Raw genomic sequence first — 22,718 nt, 5'->3', positions numbered from 1 at the left:
CAACGTTACTCCTTTTTTATCGTTGTGCTTGAAATAATTCCCATGCTTGATCAAAAGTCACCATACTCATTAAGTAGGTTGTGTTTTCTTCTAAATAATTGGAAATATCATCAAAGTCAACACTCTGTTTTGGAAAAGTAGAATCCAAAAAGGCATTGTTAGCAAATTGCTGTATATCATCTGTTGCAACTGGGTTACGTTGCGTCATCAGCCAGTTATAAAATGATCGATCACTTTTGATCATGAACTAATCCTCCCTGAAAAACAAATTGATCTGTCTTAAGGTCAATTATCTTAGCACGAAATGACATGCCCTTCACAACGGGCAATTTCGTCATATCAACAAATATTTGTTGCTTACTTGGATTGATAGTGACAAATTTAGGTGCATGATAATTTGTCTTAACATAAGACATCACAGTGCTGATAGGTAATGGTAAATTGCCAATGGCCATTTTTTTAGCTGTTAAAATAATATTGCCGTTTTTGGTCACCTCAGGTGATAAGATCATCCCAATTTTAAAAGTCTGCCCCAAAAATTTAGAACTGCCATACATCATAATATTATCTTCGACCCGGAATTGATAGTTTGATGTGCGGGAATCATTAAGATAGTATGCTACTAAAGCATTAACCTGCTTCTTATTCAAAGTAACGTCAAATGTGGCATCTGTACTAGCAATTTTTGATTGGCTATCTGTCACTTTAACAGCTTGGGTGGCCACGAAACCACTGCCTAGCAAGGTGATAATAATAATTCCTAATAGCGTCCAAAAAGCCCAGAACCATGGTGACTTTTTTTGACGCGGTTGACTTCCCCTTGTTAATGTTTGGTTAGCCATGTGACTTGTTCCTTTCGCAAATATTCAAAAAGTTGTGTGGCCATATAATTATAGCCGATATGATTAGGATGGTAATTATCTATCGTACTAATCCATTGATTTGACACGTTATTTTTGTCTTCTAAGACAGCTTGGATATCTTTAAAATCAGCATTCCCCAAATCTGATTTATCAAATTCTTCAACTAACCGTTCTCTATCGGCTTTTGTCTGATATTGACCGTACGTTAAATCAAATGTCCCAACATAATAACTAGCTTTATCGTGTCGCGCAACCTTCTGGTTAACCGCATTAAAAAGCATCACATCTTGATTAAAGTCTGTACGTTTTGGAAAGTGAACAAACAAAGGATTATAATTTCCAAAAATAAAGATAGGGGCCTGCGCATTTAGTCGACGAATATCACTAAATAATGATGTGAGTTTCCCTTGATATGCCTGTTTACCCCTTACCACAGTTTTCGTCAAATCTTCCGGTGTTTTGGAAAACATGTTTTGCAACAGTAATTGTTGTAAATCATTGCCCCCCACCGTTAAAATAATAGCATTAGCATGTTGTACTGCGACCTGTATATTGCCTTTTTGATTCAGCCGCTTTCTTATCTGATCTGAACGATCACCAGCTAAACCAAAATTTTGCATTGTGACTGAAACACCATAGGTCTGTTTAACTTTTTGAGCAATTCGTCCCGAATAACCCTGCTCGTTTTTATCGTCGCCAATACCTTCTGTTAATGAGTCCCCTAATGCCACAAAATTAACGGCGCTTACCTTGGCTACTTTTGCTGCTTGTCTTGGTGTTGCACGTTGTATTGTGGCATTTGTTTGCCAATGGTACCAAAAGTATCCTAACCCAATTAAAATTACTAGTATAGGAAGATATATCATTAGTATTTTTTTCTTCATACTAAATTCCCCCAAAAAATGTTCTATTCTTTATTGTACCAAAAAAGAACTATTGCGTCTTCAAACAATAGCTCTTACTAAGATAGATATCATATTAGTCAACTTGTGTTGTGTCTTGTGCCATATCAATAATTTTCAAGATAGTCTCGGTTGCTTGTGTCATAACAGTTGTTGAAATGAACTCAAAGCGGCCGTGCATGTTTTCACCACCAGCAAAAAGATTTGGCGTTGGGAGACCCAGGAATGTAATCTTAGAACCATCAGTGCCACCACGAACTGGTTCGATAATTGGCTCAATATTCAAAGCCTGCATTGCACGCTCAGCCAAATTAACAGATTGCATGTCATCTTTAAGTATCTCACCCATATTATAGTATTGATCATTAAGTGAAACTGTCACACGTTCTGTACCAAAGACTTTATTCAAGTTTTCAGCGATATGCAGCATTCTTTGTTTGCGTTCTTCAAACTTAGCACGGTTATGATCGCGCACAATATAACGTAACTCAGCTGTCTCTGGATTACCTGTAATTGACATCACATGCCAAAATCCTTCACGTCCGCTAGTATGTTCTGGGCGTTCCTTTTCCGGTAACTGTGCATGAAAATCAAAGGCAACTTGTATCGCGTTTACCATCGTATCTTTGGCTGTGCCAGGATGAACATTACGCCCCTGTATGGTAACAGTTGCACCGGCGGCAGAGAAAGTTTCCCATTCTAGTTCGCCAACGGGCCCACCATCAATTGTATAAGCAAAGTCTGCGCCAAAAGCCTCCGTGTCAAAATGATCCGCACCAATACCAATTTCTTCATCCGGACCAAAAGCAAAACGGAGATTACCGTGCTCAATTTCTGGATGAGCTACTAAATACTCGGCAGCTGTAATAATTTCTGCCACACCTGCCTTATCATCAGCGCCCAATAATGTTGTGCCGTCAGTCGTAATCAAGGTATGTCCGGTATACTTTTTAAGATTGGGAAAGGCTGAAGGACTGAGTTCATAACCACTATGTCCTAATTTAATTGTTGAAAAGCCATCATAATTTTCAATAATTTGTGGTTTAACATTTTTACCGTTAAAATCTGCTGTATCTACATGCGCAATAAATCCAATTGTAGGCACTTTGTCATTGTTAATGTTACTTGGTAATTCAGCAAATACATAACCATCTGCCATCGTACGAACATGTTGCAAGCCAATTGCTTGAAGCTCCGCAGATAAATCGGCTAGAAAAGCTACTTCTTTTGGTGAGGAAGGGATGGTTTTAGCCTGCTCGTCTGATTGTGTATCTACTGCAACATAATTCAAAAAACGATTAATTAATTTAGGAAATTTCTCTGAAGTCATAAGTTTGTATTGCACTTAAATATGCTTTATCCTTTCAAGTTTTGGTCGACAATATGTCCGGACGTCCCCATAATATTTAAATATAGGTATAAGGGTCGGTATTGATACCCGTTTCAAAGGCCACTAACTCATCCCCAAACCAAGCTGTGATTTTTTTTGCCATATAGCGGTTAGCAATGGCTTCCATATGATGATCGGGATCGATAACCGTAAAGTCATGAGCTAATATATCATGTCCTGTATGATAATAAACATCTGCCGTAACGTAAGCATCTGCGCCTGCACGTTGTGCTACTGTCCACCATTTACCACCGTCACCGCCAAGCACCGCCACTTTTTTTACGGGTTTGTTCAAATCTTTTGTGATGACCCGAACTGTTTTAACCTGAAATAACTGACTCATAGTTTTTGCAAATGCCTTCACTGATAGTGCCTTGTCTAATTCACCAACCCGTCCTAATCCAGTCACTTTATCATCATTAGGTATTAAGGGTACCACATTTTTTATGCCTAATGTTTCAGCTAACCAATCATTTAATCCACCTTGTGCACTATCTAAATTGGTGTGTGATGCATAAACAACAATGTGATTATTAATCAGGTCAGCATACATCTTATTTTGTGGTTGGCTTAAATCTAAATTTTTAGCGGGAAAGAACATTGCCTCATGATGTGCCCATATAAAGTCGACATTTTTTGCAATTGCCTCCTGAACAACTTCTGGTCTGACATCCAAGGCTGTCATCACTCGCGAAATTGATTGATTGGGATCCCCAATTTGTAACCCTGTTGGGTCGCCAGACTCTGCTAATTTTTTGGGGGCAAATTTTTCGATAGCAGCAATCAAATCTTGTGCTTGAATCACGATAAGACCTCCTGTATTTGTGTATAACGTATATGCCATTCTTGATAGGCAGAGGTTTCAACTTTATCAGCAGCTGCTAAATTATCAAATATGGTTTCAATGCGTTGTAACTCCTTTTGCCATTTAGCAAAAAAAGCCGGTGCTTGTTGTTTTCTCAGCAGTGGGCCAAATAATCTATCCGTTTCTGAAAGTACTTGTTCCCCTGGTTGCGCTACAATTACCTCGTAAAAATGCTTGCCCTCTTGAACAATATCTTCGGCTGTAATCTGGTAATGATGTTGCTCAAGCCAAGTTCTCAGAACCTGCTCATCAGTATTTGGCTGTAAAATCAGTTTTTCGAATTTTTGATGTCGCTGATATCCTGCTGACAAAATTTCAGAAATTAAAATACCGCCCATACCAGCAATGGTGACTTCTGTCACGTTATCTTCTGGTAATATTGCGGCTAATCCATTGGCTAATCGCACTTGTGTGTAAGCGGTTAAATGACGTCTGTCAAGCTCATGCTTTGCATTTTCAAGTGGTCCCGATGCCACTTCACCAATAACAGCATATGTAATGTTCTGATTGAGCAAAAGATGTGCTGGTAAATAGCCGTGATCAGAGCCGATGTCAGCAATCCGAGCACCAGGCGTGACAAAGCGGGCGACCATTGCTAGGCGAGGCGATAAATTTAAACTATCCATAATTAAAAATCCTTAATAATATTATATCATGCTACTTGGTTTTATTGTTTAATTCTCATAAATTACTTAAAAAGCCAACCTGTCATCAATTTCTTGATACAGTTTAATGCCTATACCAGGCTGATTAGGGACGGCTATGAAGCCATTTTCTTGCGTAAAAGATGTTTCCGATACATCTTGTTCAAAATATCGTTGACTATCGGAAATGTCACTTGGAAAAGCGATTTCTGGTAAACTGGCCAGAGCTAAATCAACGGCTCTGCCAATGTTACTACTTAACATGCCCCCAATCCAAGGTCTTATGCCAGCTTGATGGCAAAGTTTGATGGCACGCAAAGCGGCGGTAATACCACCAATTTTCCCTTGCTTAATCGTCACTGCTTGTGCAGCTTGCAAGGCAATCAGTGTCTTAATATCATCTAAGTTGTTGATACTTTCATCTAAACTCAATACTTGCTTTGTTTTTGCCTGAAAAGCTGCATGCCGAACAAAATCATGACTTGTAAATGGCTGCTCAATAAAACAAATATTTTGTGGTAAGTCGTATAATAACTCATTTGGTGACTGCGCAAAACTGCCATTTGCATCGAGCGAAAATTTTTGCTCAGGAAAATGCTCAAAATAATGTTGTGCTTTTAATTGCCTTAATACTTCTGGTGTAATTTTTAATTTAATTCGACGATAGCCATCGACCATCGCCTGTTTTATCTCAGTCGGGCTACTATTAACACCAAGCGCGATGCCAACCGGTACTTGCAGGTTAATACCATTAACCATTTCTCTCAATGACTGCTGTGTCAATTGACCGATAGCATCCCAAACAGCCATTTCCACCCCAGCCTTAGCAAATGAGCCGTGGGGGATTTGATTGGCAAGTTGGTCTGCAAATTCTATTGGTGTATGAAATGCTATTGTTTTAATGAATGGCGTGATTATTGATGTGATTATTTCTCGGCTCGTTCGTTGATTTTCTAGCGCGTAACCAAAATCAGTAAACGACTGCACCTCACCAATCCCAACCGCGGTACGATGACTTATGGTATCGACAACAGTTAATTTGATAAGTGTTAATTCACGATTAGTTGTATATTGTTGCGCTGTTTTGAATGGTTGCTTGAGTGATAATTGAATCGGCAGCCATATTAGATTTGCTATTTTATACATACTGCATTGCCTCTATAAATGCTTTAGGCTGTTCAAAATGAACATTATGACCAGCACCAGCAATAACTATTTTCTTTGCCTGGGGTATTAAGGCCATCATTTTATCACCTATTAGGTTAAATTTTTGATCATGCTCTCCTACAATAATTGTAGTTGGAAAGTCTACTTTATCCAAGTATGGCCAATAATTAGGTTGTGACCCAGTACCCATATAGATTAAAGCTTGTGCAACATTTTTTGGGTTTTGTGCCATACGTTGTCGTCGCATTTTATGTTTACTTTCTAAAGGCATATCTTGCTGTGTTTTAAATAAGGGCAACTTTTCCCATCTCAAAACAAATGCCTCAAAGTTGTCCAATAATAACGTTGCTTTCGTCAAATCAGCTTGTTGTCTTTGTTTCCGAGCAGTTACTGAATCAATGCCTGCTGTTGTACTTTCAAGTAACAATTGACTCACTCGTTGGGGGTGCGTTAAAGCAAACCCCAACGCCAACCTGCCACCCATGGAGTAACCTAAAATAGTCACTTGCGGCCATTGATATTTATCTAAAATCATAGTTAGATCTTTTATCTGTTCAGACATTGTAAACCGCTGGCAATCGTCTATGGTAGGTGCTTGATTGCCAAAGCCTAACAAATTCAGTGCCAACACTTCACCAGGCAGTTGCGTGATAATATCATCAAAATCATGCCATGAGCCCATGAAGCCATGGAGCAGTAACCAGCGTTTTGGCACATTACTATTTTTTTGGTAGTGGATTTGATATGGATAGTGACGTATTATCTGAATTTTATTCATGTTGGTTTAATTCCAATAACTCACGATGGTTGGCAACATTTTCTTGACGATCAAAGTTAATTTCTATTAATCTAGGGCCATGTACTTGATGAGAGAGGCATTCCCCCAACGCTGCTGCCCCTTTCAACTGTACGTAAGGCATGTCATATAAATAAGCAACTTTAGACATATCAAGATCTAAAGGTGTCCCAAACATGTCTTCAAAGTACTCATCAGCCTGAGATTGCGGTAAAAAAGAAAAAATTGAACCACCATTATTGTTAATCACAATAATATCAATATTCAATTGATACTTTTTCGCCATCATTAAGCCATTCATATCATGAAACAACGTTAAATCACCGGTCAACAAAATACTACGTTGTGAGCTCACTGTGCTCATGCCTAATGCGGTTGAAACTACCCCATCAATACCATTAACACCACGATTAGCATAAATTTTTTGTGTTGTTCTTCCGGAAAATACATCATCCATATCACGAATAGCCATACTATTTGCTACGAATACTGCTGTATTTTCAGGCAATATGCGATTGAGCATACACGAAACACTTGCTTCACCCACAGCGTGACGTGGTATATCATTGAGCTGCTGCCATCGCTGATAAAATGTCATATCGTTAGTCAATGCCAACTGGGTTAAAAATGCTGTTGGCGTCATTTGAAAAGCGCGCGTCACGTGCCTTGAATGATCATTACCAGCATGCCCATCAACATGCCAAACAGGTATATTTTCTCGTTGTAACCATTGCAAGACGCGAGCTGAAACTGGCGTCCCACCAAAACGAATGACTAAATCAGGGCGATACTCATCTGTTAAATAGTGTGCTTTAATCAATGAATCAACGCCGAAAATTGTATCTGTTGTTCTTGCTCGGCTTAAAATATCTGCGATAACCGGTACCTGATGATCACGTGAAAACTGTAGTAATTCATCTTTATAATCGGCCGCCTCATTGGGTCCTGCAAGAATGACAACATGTGTTTGTTTAATAACTATTGGTAATATATGAATATGAGTTTTTTCAAATGTCAATGGCGTAATTGACACATCATGACTATCATGTAATTTAGGCATTAGCGGTTTGCGCAAAGGTAAATTAATTTGTAGTGGTTGTCCCGTATCCATTGCCGAATGCACAAGCTTTTGCGTCATGTAATCAATATATGCAGTATTATCTTCATGCTCATCTTGCAAGGTAAAAGAAACAAAATAAGGCGTTAATTCACCAAACAGGCGATGTTGAGGCAACGTCTGTGGCGCCCCATTATCTTGTAACTCAGCTGGTCTATCAGTAGAAAGTACGATTAATGGTATATGTGAGACCTTGGCTTCGGCCACGGCAGGCATATATTCTGTAATGGCTGTCCCTGAAGTACCCAAAACTACTACTGGCTCTCGTCTGGTTTTGGCAATACCCAAAGCAAAAAAGCCAGCTGAGCGTTCATCGACATCAATATACACCACAATTTCTGAATTTTGACGTTCATATTCAGCTAACATGAGCGCAATTGGTGTGGTTCTTGAGCCCGGTGACACAACAAAATGTTTGACCCCACTTGCATATAAAGCATATAGTAAATGTTTTGTATTTATCGTTAATGTATCATTCACCATGATTATAATCCTTTAGTAATTGTTGCATAGGCTCAAATTTTAAGCCTGTTTCTTCGTATTCCTCTTCTGCAATTGAATCAGCTACTATGCCAGCACCTGCAAATAACGTTGCTATTCTGGTTGTCTGGTTGATTAGCATCGACCGAATGCCAACAGCAAATTCTCCATCACCACTGCCAGTATAATAACCAATTGGTGACGCAAATAGACCACGAGGCTGCTTCTCGTGTGCGTTAATATAAGCCAACGCCAGTGCTTTTGGCACGCCCCCGAGTGCGGGTGTGGGATGCAATGCTGTCATGATATCAGTGATGCCATATTGCGCTAACTTGCCATTAATGGGTGTGTATAAATGTTGCACCTGCTTATTTTTTAGCAGAATAGGTGTTTCCGGAACATCTAAACATGTTGTCATCGTTTGAAGTTTTTGCTTAAGTTCATGAACAACATAGGCATGTTCTTGTCTGTTTTTAACACTACTTAACAATGATTCACCAAGTAACTGATCTTCAGATGGTGTTAGGCCACGATTAATTGTGCCAGCTAAGGCAGCAGTTTCTAAATATCCTGACGATACCTTAACCAATCTTTCTGGTGTGGCAGATACAAATAATTCGTTCTGATTCTTCAAGACAACATGATATGTATTTTGCTGCACAGACAATGCCATAATAAGCTTAGCAGCATATAGCGGTCTACTTAATTGATTTTGCCGTTGTCGACCAAAAACGACTTTTTTTACTTCTGCATCGCTATTTAAATCAGTAATTAGCATTTGAGTTCGTGTCGGCCAATCTTCTTCATCCTGTGTATTAAGTATGCTAACCTGCTGTTTGAGAAGCTGTTTTGTCTTGATTAGCCAGCTGTCAAAATCATTTATGGTCTCAGAATGAAAAGTGAGACTTGACTCCGTCAATTCAACGTATATGGTTGGTAAAAACCAAAAGCCATTCATCAAAACTGAGTCTTTAAAATAAGTTTGGTTAAACTGTTGTCCACCAAATATAATTTCTCCATTAATATTGTTAAAATCGTTAGAGATTTTTTCTGCCCCATAAGCAAATAACTTTTTGTCTTGATTAGGTGTTTCAAAATAAGCACTAATAGCATAAGTATCAAGCATAACTAACAACGAATGCTCATCATTAGACTTTAATGGCCGTGTAAAAGTATACTGCATGTTGAATCTACCTACCTCATCATATTAAAAAGCAACAGGCAATCGTACCCGTCGCTTTTTTAATTTTATCATTTTAAATTAATTTGCGGCAGTCGCTTGAAAATAGGCATCAATATTAAGGCAACAATTAACCCCATAACTGCTTGCGCAACATTTCCAATAATCGAAGCAACTCCGGCAGTCCAGTTATATAGTAACGTGCCTGCTAACATATAACCAATCACCATAATATTTGAACCAACAACTAGTCCAACAACTTGACTTAACAGTTGTTTTTGGAAACCAAAATAACCAACAACTAAACCTTCAAGTCCATGAATGATTAGAGAAAAAAACATCCACTGTGGGTAACCAGCAAACAAATCAAGTAACAGGCCACTTAAACCACCAACAATCATACCACTTTTAGCCCCGCCTAACATAGCCGCAACAAAAATACCTGCTTCGACTAAGTTGACAAAACCATTCGTTGCTGGCACTGGAATTTTAACCACATAAGAAAGTGCCACATTAAAAGCAATAATCACAGCTATAATTGCTAACCACCTAGTTTGATGTTTTTGTCCCATCACAAAGACCTCCGTGCGCCTTGCCAAACATTACCAAAATCAAATTGATCATTCAACTTAACACCATGTTTAATACCCTGCCAAACAAAATCTTTTGCGTCTGATAGCGCCAGATTAACAGTCACATTATTTTGACTCAGATTGGCAGCCAAACTTGCTGATAAGCTACATCCAGCACCACTATGATAAGGCTGGCTTCTTACTATCTTGTCTTGTTTAAATAGACTAAACTGGTGCCCATCATAAAGAACATCTACGGCCTGATTTCCTAAAATTTGACTGCCACCTTTAATAACAACATATGTTGGCCCTAGCTGAAATATTTCTTTCGCAGCATTTCTCATGTCATTCACATCACTGATATCATGACCAGACAATATTTCAGCCTCCTTGAGATTAGGTGTCAATATCGTCGCAAATGGTAATATTTTTTCTGTGAGTGCTTTGGCTAAAAAATGCGTGTCAACTATCTGTGTTTCTTTAAAGGCCATCACTGGATCAACAATAATTGGTATATTTTTAATGTGCTGAAGATGTTCAGCAACAATCTCAATACTGGCTACAGTAGGCAAAAAGCCAATCTTAATAGCTCGAATATCGTCTAAAGCCAAAACAGAATTAAGTTGTTCAGCAATAATATGCGGTGCTATTGGAAAAACCTGAAAGTCTTTAGTCGTCACGGTAACAATGGCAGTTGTTACTGCTAAACCAAAATAACCATACTCTGAAAATGTTGCTAAATCAGCTTGAATCCCGCCACCACTCAGTGAATCGGAGCCAGCAATTGTTAAAATTTTATCTGGCATATCAATATATTCCTTATTCTTTATTTAGCAGATGCCACAAAGCTAATATTATGTCCGTCATCATGAACACTTGTTACAATAGCATCTTGGCCGCCCGAAGTAATCGACCATGAGTAGTAACGGCCATGGGCTTTAGCCCAATTAATGGCTTCAGAAATTGATTTACCTTTTAATTGTGCTGATTCCTTAATACTGTCATCTTGCTTATCTTGACGACTTGAAGCATTTTGGTGACTTGAACTACTTGCCGATGACTCCGACCGGCTAGACGATGCTGGCTGACTACTTTCTGCTGATTGGCCATTCTGGCTACTGCCTGAATCAATCGTCTCATCAATGGTCTTACTCTGGACCGATTTTTGAGCGATTGGTGCAGTCGTTTTGGGAGAAGAAGCATAACCAACAATAATGAAAACAACTAAACTTATAATAAGTAACGCCGCAACACCTATAAAAGTATTGCGAACGCGATGACGCTTTTGACGGAATTTTGGGCGATGATAATTATTATCTGTCATAAATACACCTCTCAGTTTCTACTATTATACCAAATAACAACTTAATACTGCCAATAGTTTTTATGATAAGATTAAGGTAATGCTTTCTAGGAGAATTACTGCGTATGAAGAACACAAACTTAGCACGTATCGCAATAAAAGATATACTCATGATTGCCATTGGTACGGGCTTCTACGGTTGGGCGCTGATCAACATTAATATCCCTAACCGTCTTGCAGAAGGCGGTATTTCTGGTATTACTTTGATTTTACGTGCCTTATTTCAATGGAATCCTGCTTATACCAATTTGATTTTAAATATCCCACTGCTTATATTAGGGTATCGGGTATTAGGTCGTCGCTCACTGATTTATACAATTTGGGGAATTTCATCGTTGTCCATATGGCTTTATGTTTGGCAAATGATACCCATGCCGCCAGCGCTTCATCAAGATATGCTAATCGCCGGTCTGTTAGCTGGTTTAATTGCCGGTATTGGCTTAGGTATAGTCTTTCGTTTCGGTGGCACGTCCGGTGGTACGGACGTTGTTGCACGTATCATGGAGCAAAAATTCGGTATCCAAATTGGACGTACAATGTTTGCTTTAGATGCGGTTGTGTTGTTACTATCATTAGTTTACATTGATATTGTGCATATGATGTACACCCTAATTGCTTCGTTTGTTTTCGCACAAGTTGTTGGTTTAACACAACAAGGCGCCTATGCTGCAAGGTCATTTATGATTTTTACTGATTATCCCGAAGAAATTTCACATGCCATCATGGATGAACTTGAGCGCGGCACGAGTTTACTAAAATCCGAAGGTGGATACTCTCATCGCGAACAACGCGTTGTATACGCAGTTGTCGACCCGTCTGAAGTTAATACAGTGCAACATATTATTGAAGAAATTGATCCTAAAGCTTTTGTGTCCATTTTTGCTACACAGGAACAGTTGGGCGAAGGCTTTTCTTACTTACGTCCAAAGAAAAAATTTATACTATTTTAACGTCCAAAAAAGCAGGTCTGCCAGATTAAAGGTAGCCCTGCTTTTTATAATTGTTTTTGCATATGTGTATAAACATGTTCACCTATTTTTAAACGACCAACTGCTTTAAATCCTGAACGTTCATACAATTTTTGTGCCCTAGGATTACTGTCATCAACATTCAAGCCAATCAGTTGATGGCCTTCCTGTTGCGCATGATTACTGGCTGCGGCAATTAACGCTTTACCAATACCCTGGCCTCGCGCATATGATGCAACAACGATAGAATCGATATACCATTCATTCTCAAAAACTTCAGAGTCACTAAACAGCCAACGATGATAGCTATACTTGTCAGCCAAAACGTTTTGAACTGCCTCATCTAAAATAGGCTCATCGGTGTCGGGATAACCAAATAAGACGCCTAACAGCAAGCCCTCATTATCCTTGGCAACTATGGCGCGACTATAATGATAACGGCTTTTATCAGATTGCCTAACGGCAATTTGCCAAGCATTTTGAACCTCAGTAACCGTTAGTTCATCGTAAACTGCTAGTTCCATATCATTAAAAATGACCTGTTCCAGATCTAAAATAGCCTGTTGATCTTCTTCTGAAGCATAGGTTATTATCATACTTTCTCCTCTGGGGCGATCATTGTCAACCCAATACGTTGCCTTTTTTGATCAACTTCAACAACCCAAACGTTAACAATATCTCCAACTGAAACAATCTCAGATGGGTGCTTAACGCGGCGTTTAACTAGCCGAGATATATGGACTAAGCCATCATGCTTCACTCCCAAGTCAACGAAGGCACCAAAATCAACAACGTTACGAACTGTGCCTTGTAATTTCATGCCTGGTTGCAAATCTTCAATATGCAATACATCAGATTTTAATAAAGCGCCCACCATTTCTGAACGCCCATCACGGCCCGGCTTTTTTAGGCTGCCAACAATATCATGTAGTGTTTCTATACCGATACCTAGTTGATTCGCTGTCATTTGATTGTCATAGCGCGTCAAACGTTCATTTGCAGGGGCCGTCGCTAATTGTTGTGCTGTAATATCTGCGAGGTCTAATAATTTTTTAGCAGCAGCATAACTTTCTGGGTGGATATCTGTATTATCTAAAATATTTTTACCATCTAAAATACGTAAAAAGCCAGCGGCTTGTTCATAAGCTTTAGGTCCAAGTCGAGGTACCTTTTTCAAATCAATACGTGATGTGAACACGCCATTATTATCACGATAGTCTACAATATTTTGTGCTAAGGTTGTATTAAGACCAGCAATATGTGTTAATAATGGTACGCTAGCCGTATTTAAATTGACACCAACTTGATTGACCGCTTTCTCAACAACTTGGCCTACTTGCTCATCAAGCATTTTAGTATTCAAATCATGTTGATACTGTCCAACACCAACTGACTTTGGATCAATTTTAATCAATTCAGCCAAAGGGTCTTGTATACGCCGACCAATCGATATAGCCGATCGTTCTTCAACATGAAGCTGTGGGAATTCTGAGCGTGCTTCTTCAGAAGCAGAATAAACAGAAGCCCCAGCTTCATTGACAATACTATATTGCACGCCACTTGGTAAGTTATTAGCCACAAATTCCTGCGACTCTCGAGAAGCTGTGCCATTGCCAATTGCAACTAATGCCACATCAAACTCGTGTATCAAACTTTGAAAACGCTTGGCTGCTTCTTGTCGCTGCTTTTCACTAGCTGGCTTATGTGGATAAATAACTTCTTTTTTTAAAAAACGGCCATTTGCATCAATAATTGCTAATTTGGAACCAGTCCTAAATCCGGGATCAAATCCCATAACAATTTTATTTTTCAGTGGTGCTTGCATCAGTAAATGATATAAGTTGTCCCCAAAAACCTTAATTGCTTGTCCTTGAGCCAACACTGTTAACTCTTGACGTAATTCACGCGCGACTGCCGGTTGGATAAAACGTTTGTAAGCATCGTCAATTGCTGAAAGTAATACTTGATACCCTTCACCACTGTCGCCTTGCCCGTTGCGCTCCTTAATTTGTATAAAGTGACGCATACGCTCTTCAGAAAAATCAATTTTTACACTCAAGACACCGTCTTTTTCACCGCGGTTCACAGCTAAAATACGAAAAGTATTCGTTTGGAGTGATTTTAATGATTCACTATAATCATAGTACTGCGCATAAACACCTTGTGCATCTTTCTCTTCACCGTCACGTTTAACTGTAACAGTTAAAAAACCATCACGCTGCATACGCTCACGCAACCACTGACGATAGATGGCTTTTTCACCAATTTGCTCGGCTATTATTTCATGTAAGCCAGCCAAGACAGCAGCAGCATCAGCCAACGCGTCATTAATATATGCTTCTGTTGGTATTTCTTCAGATAAATGTGTCAGGACAAAATCAGCTAGTGGCTGTAACCCATTTTCTCTGGCAATCATGGCTTTTGTACGTTTTTTTTGTTTATATGGTAAATATAAGTCTTCAACATCTTGCAGGGTTGCTGCTGTGATAATAGCCGCTTGTAAGGTTGCTGTCAATTTTTGTTGTGTGGCAATGGCTTTCAACACTGTCTTCTTGCGATCAGTTAGATCCTTTATATGGCGTGCTGTGACTTGAACGTCATGAATTTGGACTTCATCAAGGCCACCCGTCATTTCTTTGCGATATCGTGAAATGAATGGTACTGTTGCACCATCACGTAACAATTCTAGCGTCGCAGTTGTTTGCTTAACACCTATTGTCAAGTGCTTGGCTACCTGCTTAGCTAAATCGGTATCAGTTATATCATAATTTATTAAATCGGTTACGCTAATCATTATTTATTTTTCTTTCTAGAAGTGATTAATTAATTGTCATTCAGCTTTTATCGTACGAATAAGTCCATTATAACTTATTTTCATATTAGGCTTCAAATGTCTAATTTAAAAGACGTATCGCTAAAGTCAACACGTCTTCTTAAATATTATTTTTTATTTTTTAAATCTATTTCTTGTGCATTACGTAATCGATTAATATGGACAATCAAAAAAGTGAGTTCTTCTTTTGTCATTTTCTTATCGTAAACTGTTGTTAGATAATCTTTTATTGTAAAAGCAACTTCCGTTGCCTTTGGATAAGCAGTGGCCACAGTTTCAAATAGTTTACTGTTATCATCAATGAGCATCTTATCGGCAAAAAAACGTTCCGCAAAGAATTTTAAATGTGTAATAAAGCGTTGATAATGAACACTTTCAATATCAATATTTTGCCCCATACTATGTCTTAAAATAGTTGTCATACTTGAAATTAAATTGGCGTAATTCAAACCATCTTTTTTAATACCCTCTGCTGTTTGCGCATTGATAAGGTGAAAAGCAATATTAGCAGCTTCTTCTTCTGGTAAGACAATGTTCATTTGTTGTTCTATAACTTGTAAAGCAAAAAGACCTAAATCAAATTCTTCAGGGTAATAGTTTTTCATTTCCCAAAATGCACGGTTGGTAATATTTATGCCCGTCATTGCTCTTTCAATCGCAAAATTAAGATGATCACTTAGCATGATGTATAGCATTGGGTTAAGCTTAGTATTGAGCCGTTTTTCTGCCTCAGATACAATACGCCGGGTCGCATCTAAAATTGTAATTGGAATTGCTTCTAAGAGCTGAACATACTCTTTTATTTCCGTATTGTTTAACGGCATAAATGTTTGGTTGACAATAGATTCATCCACTTTGTCCCCATTTTTTTTACCGTACCCGATACCTTTTCCAAATAGAATAAACTCTTGTTGCTGGTTATCTACAGCAATAACCGCATTGGCATTTAATGATTTTTTTACCAGCATCAGCTTAACCCCTAATCTAGGTCCGCACCGTTTGATGCAATAACCTTTTTATACCAATAAAATGACGCCTTTTTTGAACGCTTGCGCGTACCCTTACCATAATCATCTTGATCAACATATATGAAGCCATACCGTTTCGACATTTGAGATGTGGAAACACTGATACTATCAATTGGCGCCCAACTCGTGAAACCAAACAAATCCACTCCTTGAGATACGGCACGCGACATCGCTGCAATATGTGCTTTTAAATAGTTAATGCGATAATCATCATTAATTGTGCCATCGACATTAGTTTTATCAGTTGCGCCCATGCCATTTTCAACCACAATCAATGGTACACGGTATCGATCGTAAAGTTCTAATAGTGAAATTTCTAAGCCAACTGGGTCTATCTGCCACCCCCATTCAGTTGAAGCTAAGTAAGGATTTTTGACGCTCATAATCGTGTTACCAGCTGCTTTTTCCTTTGTTGGGTCGGCAGATTCGGTTCTTGACATATAATAGCTGAAAGCAAGATAATCTGCTGTCCCTTTTTTTAAAACGGCATCATCATCTTTGCCCTTTTTAATTTCAATCCCTTTATTTTTTAAGTAACGTTCATACAGTGGTGGGTAGGTGCCAAATACTTGAACATCTGCTGGCGCATAATTGTCTAGGTTACGCTGTAAAGCAAGTAGGACATCATCTGGATTAGCTGTGTTTGGATAGGTCGTTAATTTTGTCAACATCGAGCCCATCCGACTACTTGGACTCATTTGGTGCAATAATGTTGTAGCTTTAGCTGCCGCCACATATTGATGATGTAACGACTGATAGACAGCTGATTCTAAATTATCATCAGGTATTTGATCCGGTATTAATCCCGCGGTGATAAATGGATGCCTACCGACACTATCAATTTCATTAAAGGTCAACCAATATTTAACGTACTCGCCAAAAGATTCAAAAGCTGCTTGCGCATATGTCACAAAGAAATCAATCAACCGACGATCTAACCAACCGTGATATTTTTTACTTAAATATAATGGCATTTCATAATGTGATAAAGTCACAATAGGTTCGATATGATGCTTTTTTAATGCCTTAAACACTGATTGATAATAAGCCACACCTTGAGGATTAGGCTCAATTTCTTCGCCTGTTGGAAATAAACGTGTCCAAGCGATGGAAATACGTAACGTTTTAAATCCCATCTCAGCAAATAGCGCGATATCATCCTCATAATGATGGTAAAAATCTATTCCTCGACGTTTGGGATAATAAGTTTCGTCGCTAGACTTTTCAGCTTGTATAATATCCTCATATGTCACCGCGTTATGGCCTGCATAATCGCTGACATCCAAATGGGGTTTAAATTTAGCAACATCTGCGACAGATATGCCTTTACCACCTTCACGCCAAGCACCTTCGACTTGATTTGCCGCAATAGCGCCACCCCATAAAAAATCTGCTTTAAAACTCATTAAACTGTCTCCAATCCTTTTACATTATCATGGTTCTTTGATTTTGTTGATTTTTTTGCATCCTTGCTTAGTTGCAATGATGCACCCTGAGGGTTTGTAATGATTATCATTGTTGTATCGTCAAACCCAGCCGCTTTAATACCTTCACGGTTAAAACGAACTAACAAATCACCCTGTTTGACTTTCTGACCAGCTGTAACAGCAACATCAAAGAACTGGCCTTTCAAATTAACGGTATCTATACCAATATGAAACAAGATTTCATCTCCTTCGCTTGTTTTCATACCAATAGCATGATTTGTGTTGTAAACCATCTCAATAAGACCATCAGTTGGTGCATATAGTTTCCCCTCCGAAGGTATAATCGCAACACCATCTCCTAATGTTTTATTCGAAAAAACAGCATCATTAACAGATGAAAGTGGTATGATTTTCCCCGCCATAGGTGATGGCAAAATCACACTACGGTTAGTGGGCGCTTCGTTTTCAGATAATAATGCGTCTTTTTGATTAACAGGATCTTGCCATAATATTGCTACAGCAGTAAATGAAGCAATGAAAGAAATAATTAAACCAATAACGGCAAACAAGAGGTTGTTTGGTAAAGTTTTAGAAATAAACATTGATAGACTGGCTAAACCAGGCCCAACTGCGACATATGCCTCAACACCCATTAATCCCAATGAAGCGCCACCAATAAAACTACCAATCATTACACCATATAGTACACGCTTATGCAAAATAGTTACACCGTAAATAGCTGGTTCTGTGATACCAAACAGTGCTGATATACCAGCTGATAAAGCAGTCGCCTTAAGCCCCTTATCTTTTGTTCTTAAAGCAACAGCGAATGAACCACCAGCTTCGGAGATATTATGTGCCAGTGAAGCAGCATTATAAATCACTTCTTTACCAGTTTGACCAAGCGAGGTGACCACATAGGGAATCATTGCCTTATGCATGCCTGTGACAACCATGAATGGTAATACAGCCGCTAATATAGCCACAGCAATCCAACCAAATTTTGAGAAAATAAATAGAATAACAGCTGCAAACCCTTGCCCAAAAGTATAACCAATTGGTCCCAAAACGAGTAGTGTTAAGGGGACCACAATCAATAAACTAACCATTGGTACAAAGAAGCCTCTAATAACTTTAGGTGTTATTTTGGTGAGGTATTTTTCTAACTGCGCATAAACTAAGATAGCTAAAATTGCTGGGAACACTTGGTATGCGTATGTAATGTTTTTAATACCAAACGAGAAGAGATGTCCACCCCCGCTACTAGCTAACATCGTTGCGAGATTTGGGGTAAGCAATGCTGCAACTGCTGAAACGGCTACTAAAGGATTCACTTTTAGTTTATTAGCTGTTGTAATTGCTACTAATAACGGTAAAAAGTACAATGGTGCGTCACCAACAAAATAAAGAATTTTATAGGTTTGTGTCGTGTCACTCATTAAGCCTAACATATTAGCTAACATTAAAAATGACTTTAAAATACCACCACCTGCAATCGCTGGAATTAGTGGTTGAAAAATTCCAATAATAAAATCAAGCACAATAGCAGATAATTTTTTGTTTTGCTTAGTTCCTGTGGCCGTTAGGTTATCATTATTACTTTCAGATAACAGTTTTTTCACAGCATTATAGGTATCAGCAACATCATTACCAATAACTACTTGAGTCTGACCACCGGTTTGTGCTAAACCTAAAACAACAGTTAATGATTTAATTTTTTCTTTGTCAACAATACTGTCATCTCTTAATGTAAAACGTAAGCGTGTCGAACAATGTACCAAATCTTCAACATTCGCCTGTCCACCAACTGCAAGAAGTATGTCACTTGCTAGTTTATTCTGATCTATTGCCATTTTCTGCCTCCAAATTGATTATTTTTATTTGACGTGATCAAGGTCAAATAAAAAGCCGAATCCATAAAACAACTTAGTAATCACTACTTAGTCATTTCATCAATTCGGCCATGCCTGAATTTCTCAGTTACATACCAGATATTTAACTTATCTACACTTTATCATGAAAAAAACATCTAGTCAACATATTTTGGAAGCGCTAACATTACATTTTTATCATTTTCTATTTTTGACATAAAAAAACGCCGTTAACTCCTAAAAGTTAACGGCGGGTAGGTAGATAGATACTACCCAGTTGGTCTACTTCATTGTATACTATTTAAAGATTAATCGCAAGCTTTTAATGTGTCCAAAAACTTTTTTCAATGGCTCTCACAACGCGTGTCATTTGAAAAGCTGACTTCGCATCATGAACACGCAGTATACGTGCACCACGATGAAACATTTCATTGGCGGCAATCAGCGACACATCAGCACGCTCACCCTTTGGTAATTCTAACAAAAACTTGGCCCATCCTTTATTCGCTACGGCTGTCATAATTGGTCGCCGAAACAATTGAAGGTGGCTAATAGTATTCATCATAGCTAAATCTTGATCAACCTCAGAATTTTGGGAATAACCCACACCAGGGTCAAGCGCAATACGTTGTCGCGAAATGCCAGCTTCTACCAAAACACGTATATTCGTAGCAAACCAATCATGCATTTCCTGCCTTAAATGTATCACCTTCTCAACGCGTGGGTTCCACATTGTCAGTAGTCCAACTGATGTTTTTGATAATAGCGCTAACTTACGTGGGTCATCCGTAAAGCCATTCACATCATTAACAATGTCAACGCCTAATGCAACAGCTTTTACCATGACTTCATACTTATAGGTATCAATGGCAACTAAAGCATTTGGAAATGCTGCTTTGATGCCTAAAATAATCGGTGCAACACGTTCAATTTCAGCTGTTGGTGATAGCTCAAGTCCAGATTCAATATAACCTGGTTTTGTCGTTTGCCCACCAACTTCAATGACATCTGCCCCTTCAGCTAATAATAATCCCGCACGTTGAATCATCGTTTCATTATCTGCAACGTTGTCACCGTTGTAAAAAGACTCTGGACTGACATTAAGAACAGCATAAACAATACCCTGTTCATCATGTAATTTATGCTGATTAACTTGCCAAATATAATCATTTTGATTTAGCCATTGTGCTAATGTTGGCACATCAAAACGTTGTTGCAACTCGCGTGCTGCACCACGTGTTACCCAATATACCAACGGGCTAATTGCCACAGCATTTAGCTCTGATAACAGAACCACCAACGACTCGGGTATCTCATCAAAAACTACTTGGACACTCTCCCCTTGCTGTTGCATATTAGCTAAAACTGGCGATTCTGGCTGACACACTTCAATCTTCATTGGCTATTTTCTCCAATAACATTTTTGCTGCACGACCACGGTGTGAGTAATTGACACGTTCTGACATCTGCATTTCTGCAAAAGTTTTCCCATTTTCAGACTCAAAAAGTGTATCAAAACCGACTGAATATGCCCCACGTTCAGATTGCGCCAGTGTTACACCACCACGTCCGATACTATGATAAACGCTCCCATCAGGCATTACTAAGACGAATAGCGCTTCTAAATAAGCATGTCGATCCATAGTATCATGGTACAAACTTAATAAATATGCATCTTCTTCACGGATTGTTTTTAACCCTAGCGACTTCAGTTCTCGGGCAATCGTCAAACCAAATCTATTTGGAAAAGCCTTAAAATAAGCAGCTGTATCATCTGCTAAAATGGCAGAATCTGGTAAGAACTGACGAATAAATTGTGCCTTTGCAAGCGCATTTTGGTATTGATCCGTTGCTGTTTCAGTCGGAAAAATTTTTTCCGAAATTAACTCACGATAGTTTATCACTTGAATACCAAATTCAGCAAAAACACGCTGAATTTCTCTTGTTTTTGCTGAATTATTTGACGCAACAACCATTTTTTTAAGCATAGTGTTCCCCCACTGAACGTAATGTATAAAATGACCCAGTAATCATAATATACTGATTTTTTCCTTGCTTTTGTTGTGCTAGAGCTAACGCTTCTTGGCTTGCCACTGGCGTAACAGTCATATTCGGCGCTAATTTTTTTATGGTATCAGCTAAATCTTCTGCTTCTAGTGCACGCGGATTATCAGGAGTAACTGCTATTATCTCAGAGAAAACTGGTAACAAATATGCTAACATATCATCATAGTTTTTATCAGACAATACACCCAGTATCAAAATTGGGCGTGTTGATAATTGCCATACCTTAACAGTTTCAAGCAGGGCACGAACGGCGTCAATATTATGTGCCCCATCCCAAACTAGTCGGTTAATCGTATCGACTTGCATGCTACCGACCATAAAAGAATTTGCTAATCCTTTTTGTCTAGCTGCAATATTAAACGAAACCTGATAACGTAATTCTAGTGCCGATAAAACTTGCCAAACGACAGCGGCATTTCGTCGCTGAAATGCCCCATTTAATCCGAGTTGATATCGTTGCTGGTTAATCACAAGACATAGGCCATTGACTGTCTCAGATTGGATGCTAATCGTATCATGTTGTTCAAACCAATGTGCCCCTTCACGTTTAGCCGTTCGTTTTAATATTTTGGTGACTGCTGACACCTGTTCTAAATCACTCACAACTAACGTGCCGCCTGTGATTAAATCAGCTTTATTCTGTGCAATTGATTCAATGTTATGACCAAGGATATTTTGATGATCCAATCCAATTTCAGTATAAGCAACAATATCCCCGTATGAAATCATGTGCGTTGCATCATCTCTGCCACCCAAGCCCGCTTCGATAATGGCATAAGTCACCTTATTTTGTCGAAAAATTAGTAAAGCAACGATGGTCCACACTTCAAAATAAGACAAATTTGCAATCGTCAAATTATGTTGCGTTAATTGATGATTAAGGTCTTCATAAGCTGTTACCCACGCTTCTTGAGAAACAAAATTCCCATTCAACCAGATTTGTTCACAATCATTAAAAACAGCTGGACTAGTAAAATGACCGACTGTTTCACCGCTAGCTAAAATAATTTCGCGTAGCATCGCACCAGTCGATCCTTTGCCGTTAGTTCCAGCAATCTGGATGATGCGTATATCCTTATCAGGATGTGATAACCAAGTCATCACTTCACATAAGAAATTAATTCGTTCTGAATCAAAAAGCCGCCAACTTTTATCTAGTTGCTGTTGTATTATCTCGTATGACAT

22 protein-coding genes are annotated in these 22,718 nt (G+C 38.7%); 1 reads left to right on the top strand and 21 read right to left on the bottom strand.

Annotated elements, in window-relative coordinates; genetic code table 11:
• Nucleotides 1-16: 16 nt before the first annotated feature.
• From FAZ25_RS07105 to FAZ25_RS07045, 13 genes are all read right to left on the bottom strand, one after another.
• Nucleotides 17-244, bottom strand: coding sequence for a YozE family protein (locus tag FAZ25_RS07105; RefSeq protein WP_004900582.1), 228 nt, complete (start codon nt 242-244; stop codon nt 17-19).
• Nucleotides 231-842, bottom strand: a complete 612-nt coding sequence (locus FAZ25_RS07100) for a YpmS family protein (RefSeq protein ID WP_004900585.1) — start codon at nt 840-842, stop codon at nt 231-233. The genes FAZ25_RS07105 and FAZ25_RS07100 overlap by 14 nt, the downstream gene beginning before the upstream one ends.
• Nucleotides 824-1,747: a GDSL-type esterase/lipase family protein gene (locus tag FAZ25_RS07095; RefSeq protein WP_004905210.1), complete on the bottom strand. Its 924-nt coding sequence runs from the start codon at nt 1,745-1,747 to the stop codon at nt 824-826. The genes FAZ25_RS07100 and FAZ25_RS07095 overlap by 19 nt, the downstream gene beginning before the upstream one ends.
• A gap of 94 nt (nt 1,748-1,841) precedes the next feature.
• A complete protein-coding gene (gene pepT / locus FAZ25_RS07090; RefSeq protein ID WP_004908718.1) occupies nt 1,842-3,095 on the bottom strand; it encodes a peptidase T in 1,254 nt (417 codons plus the stop codon).
• Between the two features lie 76 nt (nt 3,096-3,171).
• The gene (locus FAZ25_RS07085; protein ID WP_305798203.1) at nt 3,172-3,960 is read right to left on the bottom strand and encodes a Nif3-like dinuclear metal center hexameric protein; all 789 of its coding nucleotides are present in this window, start codon (nt 3,958-3,960) and stop codon (nt 3,172-3,174) included.
• On the bottom strand, nt 3,957-4,646 hold the full coding sequence (locus tag FAZ25_RS07080) for a class I SAM-dependent methyltransferase (protein ID WP_004900595.1): 690 nt from the start codon (nt 4,644-4,646) through the stop codon (nt 3,957-3,959). The genes FAZ25_RS07085 and FAZ25_RS07080 overlap by 4 nt, the downstream gene beginning before the upstream one ends.
• Nucleotides 4,647-4,712: 66 nt before the next feature.
• Nucleotides 4,713-5,810, bottom strand: a complete 1,098-nt coding sequence (menC, locus tag FAZ25_RS07075) for an o-succinylbenzoate synthase (protein ID WP_004908724.1) — start codon at nt 5,808-5,810, stop codon at nt 4,713-4,715.
• Nucleotides 5,803-6,609, bottom strand: coding sequence for a 2-succinyl-6-hydroxy-2,4-cyclohexadiene-1-carboxylate synthase (gene menH, locus FAZ25_RS07070; protein ID WP_004908727.1), 807 nt, complete (start codon nt 6,607-6,609; stop codon nt 5,803-5,805). Before menH ends, menC begins: the two co-directional genes overlap by 8 nt.
• Nucleotides 6,602-8,227, bottom strand: coding sequence for a 2-succinyl-5-enolpyruvyl-6-hydroxy-3-cyclohexene-1-carboxylic-acid synthase (gene menD / locus FAZ25_RS07065; RefSeq protein ID WP_133424688.1), 1,626 nt, complete (start codon nt 8,225-8,227; stop codon nt 6,602-6,604). The genes menH and menD overlap by 8 nt, the downstream gene beginning before the upstream one ends.
• The gene (locus tag FAZ25_RS07060; protein WP_004908742.1) at nt 8,217-9,407 is read right to left on the bottom strand and encodes an isochorismate synthase MenF; all 1,191 of its coding nucleotides are present in this window, start codon (nt 9,405-9,407) and stop codon (nt 8,217-8,219) included. Before FAZ25_RS07060 ends, menD begins: the two co-directional genes overlap by 11 nt.
• Before the next feature lie 68 nt (nt 9,408-9,475).
• Nucleotides 9,476-9,976 (bottom strand): ECF transporter S component, encoded by a 501-nt coding sequence (locus tag FAZ25_RS07055; protein ID WP_004905225.1) that lies wholly within the window; start codon nt 9,974-9,976, stop codon nt 9,476-9,478.
• On the bottom strand, nt 9,976-10,782 hold the full coding sequence (locus FAZ25_RS07050) for a bifunctional hydroxymethylpyrimidine kinase/phosphomethylpyrimidine kinase (protein WP_004908744.1): 807 nt from the start codon (nt 10,780-10,782) through the stop codon (nt 9,976-9,978). The genes FAZ25_RS07055 and FAZ25_RS07050 overlap by 1 nt, the downstream gene beginning before the upstream one ends.
• Nucleotides 10,783-10,802: 20 nt before the next feature.
• On the bottom strand, nt 10,803-11,300 hold the full coding sequence (locus tag FAZ25_RS07045; RefSeq protein ID WP_004905228.1) for a hypothetical protein: 498 nt from the start codon (nt 11,298-11,300) through the stop codon (nt 10,803-10,805).
• Between the two features lie 104 nt (nt 11,301-11,404).
• On the opposite strand from FAZ25_RS07045, the gene FAZ25_RS07040 reads away from it, so the two are divergent.
• A complete protein-coding gene (locus FAZ25_RS07040; RefSeq protein ID WP_004900620.1) occupies nt 11,405-12,289 on the top strand; it encodes a YitT family protein in 885 nt (294 codons plus the stop codon).
• A 44-nt stretch (nt 12,290-12,333) separates the two neighbouring features.
• On the opposite strand, the gene FAZ25_RS07035 is transcribed toward FAZ25_RS07040, so the two are convergent.
• The 8 genes from FAZ25_RS07035 to FAZ25_RS07000 all read right to left on the bottom strand — a co-directional run bounded on the left by FAZ25_RS07035 (nt 12,334) and on the right by FAZ25_RS07000 (nt 22,718).
• Entirely contained in the window at nt 12,334-12,903 is a 570-nt protein-coding gene (locus FAZ25_RS07035) for a GNAT family N-acetyltransferase (RefSeq protein WP_133424687.1), read from the bottom strand.
• Entirely contained in the window at nt 12,900-15,101 is a 2,202-nt protein-coding gene (locus FAZ25_RS07030) for a Tex family protein (protein WP_099044523.1), read from the bottom strand. Before FAZ25_RS07030 ends, FAZ25_RS07035 begins: the two co-directional genes overlap by 4 nt.
• A gap of 146 nt (nt 15,102-15,247) precedes the next feature.
• On the bottom strand, nt 15,248-16,108 hold the full coding sequence (locus FAZ25_RS07025) for a PRD domain-containing protein (protein WP_004900629.1): 861 nt from the start codon (nt 16,106-16,108) through the stop codon (nt 15,248-15,250).
• A gap of 11 nt (nt 16,109-16,119) precedes the next feature.
• A complete protein-coding gene (locus tag FAZ25_RS07020; RefSeq protein ID WP_004908756.1) occupies nt 16,120-17,574 on the bottom strand; it encodes a family 1 glycosylhydrolase in 1,455 nt (484 codons plus the stop codon).
• The gene (locus FAZ25_RS07015; protein ID WP_133424686.1) at nt 17,574-19,448 is read right to left on the bottom strand and encodes a beta-glucoside-specific PTS transporter subunit IIABC; all 1,875 of its coding nucleotides are present in this window, start codon (nt 19,446-19,448) and stop codon (nt 17,574-17,576) included. The genes FAZ25_RS07020 and FAZ25_RS07015 overlap by 1 nt, the downstream gene beginning before the upstream one ends.
• 340 nt (nt 19,449-19,788) lie before the next feature.
• Complete coding sequence (gene folP / locus FAZ25_RS07010) at nt 19,789-20,865, bottom strand: dihydropteroate synthase (RefSeq protein WP_192269274.1); 1,077 nt, start codon at nt 20,863-20,865, stop codon at nt 19,789-19,791.
• The gene (locus tag FAZ25_RS07005) at nt 20,855-21,454 is read right to left on the bottom strand and encodes a non-canonical purine NTP pyrophosphatase (protein WP_040190284.1); all 600 of its coding nucleotides are present in this window, start codon (nt 21,452-21,454) and stop codon (nt 20,855-20,857) included. Before FAZ25_RS07005 ends, folP begins: the two co-directional genes overlap by 11 nt.
• Nucleotides 21,447-22,718 carry a folylpolyglutamate synthase/dihydrofolate synthase family protein gene (locus FAZ25_RS07000; protein ID WP_133424684.1) on the bottom strand — a complete coding sequence of 424 codons (1,272 nt, stop codon included), beginning with the start codon at nt 22,716-22,718 and terminating at the stop codon, nt 21,447-21,449. The genes FAZ25_RS07005 and FAZ25_RS07000 overlap by 8 nt, the downstream gene beginning before the upstream one ends.

It is taken from the genome of Leuconostoc sp. LN180020, assembly GCF_014844115.1.
Lineage (GTDB): Bacteria > Bacillota > Bacilli > Lactobacillales > Lactobacillaceae > Leuconostoc > Leuconostoc citreum.
Note: the sequence above shows the minus strand (reverse complement) of the source record. Positions and strands in the feature narration are given on the sequence as shown.